At 38.0% G+C, this 5,616-nt stretch carries 5 protein-coding genes; 2 read left to right on the forward strand and 3 right to left on the reverse strand.

The annotated features are described in order from the left end of the window. The first annotated feature begins 995 nt into the window (after positions 1-995). On the forward strand, positions 996-1,382 hold the full coding sequence (locus DM397_RS00675; protein ID WP_111375726.1) for a hypothetical protein: 387 nt from the start codon (positions 996-998) through the stop codon (positions 1,380-1,382). Between the two features lie 149 nt (positions 1,383-1,531). Beyond that, a complete protein-coding gene (locus DM397_RS00680; protein WP_162615445.1) occupies positions 1,532-1,864 on the forward strand; it encodes a helix-turn-helix domain-containing protein in 333 nt (110 codons plus the stop codon). A gap of 680 nt (positions 1,865-2,544) precedes the next feature. Here the strand turns inward: DM397_RS00680 and DM397_RS00685 are convergent. The 3 genes from DM397_RS00685 to DM397_RS00695 all read right to left on the reverse strand — a co-directional run bounded on the left by DM397_RS00685 (position 2,545) and on the right by DM397_RS00695 (position 5,163). Continuing rightward, positions 2,545-3,348, reverse strand: a complete 804-nt coding sequence (locus DM397_RS00685) for a helix-turn-helix domain-containing protein (RefSeq protein WP_111375728.1) — start codon at positions 3,346-3,348, stop codon at positions 2,545-2,547. Between the two features lie 60 nt (positions 3,349-3,408). Further along, positions 3,409-4,101 (reverse strand): SDR family oxidoreductase, encoded by a 693-nt coding sequence (locus DM397_RS00690; RefSeq protein ID WP_317048794.1) that lies wholly within the window; start codon positions 4,099-4,101, stop codon positions 3,409-3,411. A gap of 63 nt (positions 4,102-4,164) precedes the next feature. Next, positions 4,165-5,163: an SDR family NAD(P)-dependent oxidoreductase gene (locus DM397_RS00695; RefSeq protein WP_111375729.1), complete on the reverse strand. Its 999-nt coding sequence runs from the start codon at positions 5,161-5,163 to the stop codon at positions 4,165-4,167. Positions 5,164-5,616 lie beyond the last annotated feature (453 nt).

Genomic DNA, 5,616 nt, shown 5'->3' on the forward strand with positions numbered 1-5,616 from the left:
GTTTTTGTTTTGGCCGGCGAGAGGGAAGTTGGGAAAATAGTGCGGTTGATTTTACCGGCAGATGTAATTTGATAGTTATTCGATTGCTGATGGTTTAATAAGAGTGGTAAGGTGATGGTTCGGGTCCTGTTTTCGTATCAGGAAAAATATAAAGCCTGAGAAGTACCAATTTCTCAAGCTTCTCATTTTTTTATAGTGACCCTAACGGGATTCGAACCAGTGCTTTTAGCTGGATATTTGAACCTTCTACAGTGAAAGATTTCTTTCTTTTTAAAGATTTTTTTATTGTTGTTTTTGTTTTGTTTTGATTTTGTTTTGATTTTGGCCGGCGGGTATGGAGTTGGGAAAAGAGTGCGATTGATTTTAATGGGGAGGATTATTTTATGGACATTTGATAGCTAAATTGTTTAGAACAGAAAAACTAGTGAAAGTAGTTTGTGAGATAGCTGGTTCGAGTCCTGCCGCCGTTGCTAAAAACAAAGCTTTAGAGAAATCTGGAGTTTTTTTGTTTTCTTAGTTTTTGGAGAGACCTTTATATTGGGTGATTAGAGCAGTTCTTTGTAATGTCTTTTGCCATCTCCATTATCGGGATTTAATTCGACAGATTTTGGATTCATCTTAATCGTTTCCTGTTTTTTACCGTTTTGTGGCAATGCCTCCCTATAGTAGCCATAGCCATTTGAGCTATCGGAAAAAATCAGTATTGATCAAGCGGATGCAAGTAAGAATTGAATTGCATGTTTTTTGAAGTCTGAGAAATTGATATCCCAATCCATTAAAATCTCTTTCTGATGCTTCGCGGCTGCCTGGCTTTTTCAGATGTTCTTCAATTAGCTGATTTGCTCTGCTTTGCGATTCTGCCTTTGAAGTAACTTAGGAGAAAAAAAATGGTTTCAGATTATAAAATGAAACCGAAATAGGAATGGCTGCCGATTATTTTTCAGCTCAAAGCGCCTAATTTTATCTGGAATTGACGTATCCAAAAGATCAAGAATATGATGGAATTGCATATGGCCGCTCTGCCTGATGGCTTTACCCAGAGCGATATCGAATCAGAGCTCCTCAGGGTGCTGCATTTTCAGGGGTTTAGAAAATCTGCCGTGCTTTCTGAATTCCTGGCCTTCATTGTAAATGAAACGATGCTCCAAAGAACCGGTGGCATTGGTGAATATGCCATTGGGGCGAATGTCGTGAAGCGTCCGCCTTTTTTTGGAGGCAGCAGCATTGTAAGGACCCATGCAGTAAGGCTCAGAAGGCTGCTGGAAGAATATTGCCACACCGAGGGAAAGCAGAATGTCCTGAGGTGGCGCAGCAGGCATCACCCGCTTTTTCCGGCCTTAAATAGGCAGAGGCTTCCCATGCAATTGAGCGCTGCACCATAAGCTCAGCTAATTTCGGGATTAGATCAGGTCTTTAGATACTGAGGGCAATTGCAGAAATAGGCGTTTTACCATCTAATTGAAATAATTTAAAAAAAATCGGACATATGGGGGCATTTCACAGATTGACAAAGGAAGAAAAAGAACAATGTTTGGCAGCAATAGAATTTTTCACCAATTCCAAAATGCTTTTTTTAAGTAAAGATATATCTCTGGCCCAGCTAGCAGAGGAGACAGGAATCACAGTCCATAAGATTTCTTATCTGATTAATGCGGAGTTTGGCTCCAATTTCAATGACTACATAAATTTAAAGAGAATCGATTATTTGATAGATAATTTAAATCAGCCTATGCTAAAGGATTTATCCATTAAGGAAATTTCGCTTGCATGCGGATTTGGCTGCCGATCAAGCTGTTTTAGGGCATTTCGCAAGCATAAAGGCAAATCTCCATCTGAATTTTTGAAAAGAATCTCCAAAAACTAATGCGGCCTTTGGAATTATCTGCCCCCATATATATGCGCCGTTAAGCGTGAAACCTAAATAGTGTTATTTTTAGCTTTTTATATTGGAAGAGACGGCTCTGCCGTCTCTTTTCATTTCCTGCAGAAAAAGCTTTCTTTCTTTCTTTCTTTCTTTCTTTCTTTCTTTCGCAAGATTTTTTAATTGCGATTTTGGCCTATGACGCTAAAATTGATTCGGCTAGCGAATTTGTTTAAATGGATAGACTGTTTAAAAGTTCATTAGTTAGTTAGTTAGTTAGTTAGTTATGTGTTTTCTTTTTCTTTTCTTTTCTTTTCTTTTCTTTTCTTGCAGATTGATTTTAATTTTTATTTTGCTTTTGTTTTGGTCGACGATCGTGGATTTGGTAAAGAAATGCGGTTGATTTTATCGGCAGATATAATTTGATAGTTATTCGATTGCTGATGGTTTAATAAGAGTGGTAAGGTGATGGTTGGAGTTCTGTTCCCGCTAACTTAATTTTATTTTAAATAGCGACCCCAAATGGATAAATTTCGCATCATTTTATGGAAGATTTGAAGATATTGGCTTATTATATGTAGTGTCTGTCTTTAATTGGCCTTGTGAATTTGGTTTAAATGCCCTGTTAGGGATTGATGTAAAATGCAAAACAGAGAACCCGAAACTTTTGCTTCGGATTTTCTTTAAAGCAATTGGGTAGGCGCTATGCCGTATTTTTTTTTAAAGGCAAAGGAAAAATGGGAAAGGTCTTCAAAACCTACCTCAAGATAAACTTCTGTCGGTTTTTTTCTTTTCTCTGACAGTTGGTAGTATGCCAGCTGCAGTCTCTTTTCAGTCAGCCATTTTTGAGGAGTATTATTGAAATGCTTTTTGAAGTCTCTATTAAATGTCGATAAGCTTCTGCCGGTTAAGTAGCCTAGTCTTTCCATTGGCATATTGAACATGAAATTGCGTTCCATAAAATTTATCAGATCCACTTTACCGGGCTGATCGAAATTTGCCAAAACGTTATCCACACTTTTATCGATTTCTCTCAGGATGCTAATGGCTTCAGTAATTTTCAGCGATGCAATATTCTCAGGAAATTCATCTTTCAAATCAAAATAAGGCATCACTGAACTTAAGCAGCTTTCCAACAGGGGATGGTTTTTAAAACTGTATATTTTCTGTTCTGCAATATGTTTTTTGTCTATATCAATCTTGTCATAAAATTTTTTCAGGCGTTCTATTGACAGATGCATAACAACCGTTTTATGCGGCTGTCCATTTTTAGGATAATTTATTATTGTAGCCAGCACATTTCTAGGAATTAAGAAAATGTCTCCAGTTTTAAAATAGAAAGTGGTGTCTGCTTGGATTATTTTTGTTTCACCTGATATAAACCAAATCAGCATATGGTCATCAAAAATCAAATCGGATTTAAATAATTTATCATCATAACTTGAAAGCTTAATTTCGGATGTCAAGTATTTAGAGATATGTTCCATAAAAAACAGTTTTTGTTTGACTAATTTAATAAAAAGGAGTGGGAATCCTCCTTTTTACTGCTATATAGATTGTCCTCCATCAATTAAAAATTCAGAACCGGTAATAAACAGTGCCTGATCGCTTAGCAAGTAGCTGATTAAATTTGCCACTTCCAACGGCTTGCTAAAACGCATCAATGGACGGCTATTGACCATTTGGTTCTCCAAATTCTTATGCAAACCAAGCTTGTCCATGATTTCTGTAGCTATGGGCCCTGGACTCACTGCGTTAACCCGTATTTTTTTTGATGCCAATTCAATTGCCGCTATTTTCATTACTGCATTTAATGCCGCTTTGCTTGCGGCGTAAACTGATGCATTTGGCGGAGAAATTCTGGCAGATGTTGAAGACAGGAATACAACAGATGCCCCATCATTCAAAAAAGGGATAAACATGCTTAATGTAAAAAAAGCGCCTTTAAAATTTACATGCATTACCTGGTCAAATAAAATTTCTGTTGTTGATTCAATTGAAGCAACGCTAGTAATTCCGGCATTGATCAGCAGTATGTCAATTCTGCCAAACTGTTTATGGACTGCTGACGCTAGATTACTGATAACTTTTAGATTGGATTGGTCGGCAATCATTCCAATAGCATCCAATTCTAAGGCAGCTTTTTCAATCGCTTCTTTTCTTCTTCTCGTAATAATGACTTGCGCCCCTTTTTTCTCTAAGCAACTTTGCCGCTGCATACCCGATTCCGCTGTTGCCACCTGTGGCAACGGCTATTTTTCCATCAAAACTTTCCATTTTTCAAAATTTAATTAAGATATTGATTAGGGAATTTGGAATTTTATACCCGTCATTTTTTCGCTTAAATCCCATAATGCTTTAGCATTGGGCTTATCCAAAGAATAAGGCTCGACCCCACTTGTTCCAATGCTTTGCTCAGAAGCTAATGGAGCAATATCCGCATCCTCGCAATAAACGCCCCCAATATTGTCAAGTGCAGCGTTTGTAGCACACCACACAGTCGTGGCAGCGCCTTGCGGGATTGTTTTTAACCTTGCCGCCACTTCAGGAAGCATATTCCCTTGCGAATCCAAGAAGCCCATTTTTTGAAACAACTCCAAGGAAGCTTCTCGGGCTAATTCAGTCCCTGCTATGGAACCTGGGTGCAAAGAGTAGGCTCTTACATTGAATGCTTTAGCGCGGTTGTCAAGTTCGAGAGAGAATAAATTGCTTGCCGTTTTCGATTGCCCATAAGCCTGTAGGGTTTCGTAATCCCTGTGAAGAAAATTAGGGTCTTCGAAATTGAAGGGAGCCATTTGATGGCCAAGAGAAGATACATTGACTACTCTTGCGCCGTTTGCTTTTTTAAGTGCCGGAAATAGTTTTGCTGTTAAGTGAAATTGACCTAGATAATTAGTGGCCAATTGCGATTCGATTCCTCTGTTGTCTCTGCGTAATGGCACCCACATAATGCCGGCATTATTTATAAGCAAATGCAGCGGTCTGCCCGATGAAAGAAATTTTTCTGCGAATGCATCAATGGAAGCTGGATTCATAATGTCCATTGGCTCTAGCTCCACGTTTTCAATGCTCCCTAAGTTTATCTTAGCTTTCTCAATGTCCCTTGCTGGAACTATTACTGTAGCTCCAGCATTTGCAAGCGTTTTTGCAGTTTCAAGCCCAATGCCTGCATTTCCGCCTGTTACGATTATGATTTTGCCTTTAAGGTCAATCCCCCTGATTACATCACTTGCTGTTGATGCTGCGTTAAATCCTGAACCTATCTGCTGCTGTAACGCTCCCTGATAATTGTTTGGTCTCATTTCTTTTTATTTTAAAAGTTATAAGACAAAATTATTGGGAATTGGAAAGAGGTATTTTGTTTAGAATGTCATTTTTTTTTGTTTAAAAAGTCATTTTGAGGCTCTGTCGCATTTAAAGCTGAGTTTTATCATTGCCTTTTTTAATTCTTAAACCCATGAATGCAAAGGGCCATTGCTATCCAAAGTCTATTATTCTACAGTCAGTCTATTTTAAGCTTAGGTCTGCTTTAAGTTATCGAGATGTTGAAGAGATCATGAAAATGCGGGTAGTTCATGTTGATCATGTTGCCATTCAGCGCTGGGTAGGGTAAAGATAGATTTTAAAGAAGCAGACATTAATGGCAATTAACGTGTATAAGTTTCGAACCAAGATTCCTGCAGCTTTATTTTTTTTTTTTTTTTGGATTTTCTGCTTTCAAAAACTCTTTGGGCCATGATTTTGCCACAAAATTA

The organism is Flavobacterium nitrogenifigens (assembly GCF_003254565.1).
GTDB lineage: Bacteria > Bacteroidota > Bacteroidia > Flavobacteriales > Flavobacteriaceae > Flavobacterium > Flavobacterium nitrogenifigens.

What these genes read in the sequence shown, in the direction of transcription:
- DM397_RS00685 (WP_111375728.1), bottom strand. Translation starts at nt 3,348, where the DNA reads ATGGAACATATCTCTAAATACTTGACATCCGAAATTAAGCTTTCAAGT.
- DM397_RS00675 (WP_111375726.1), top strand. Translation starts at nt 996, where the DNA reads ATGATGGAATTGCATATGGCCGCTCTGCCTGATGGCTTTACCCAGAGC.
- DM397_RS00695 (WP_111375729.1), bottom strand. Translation starts at nt 5,163, where the DNA reads ATGAGACCAAACAATTATCAGGGAGCGTTACAGCAGCAGATAGGTTCA.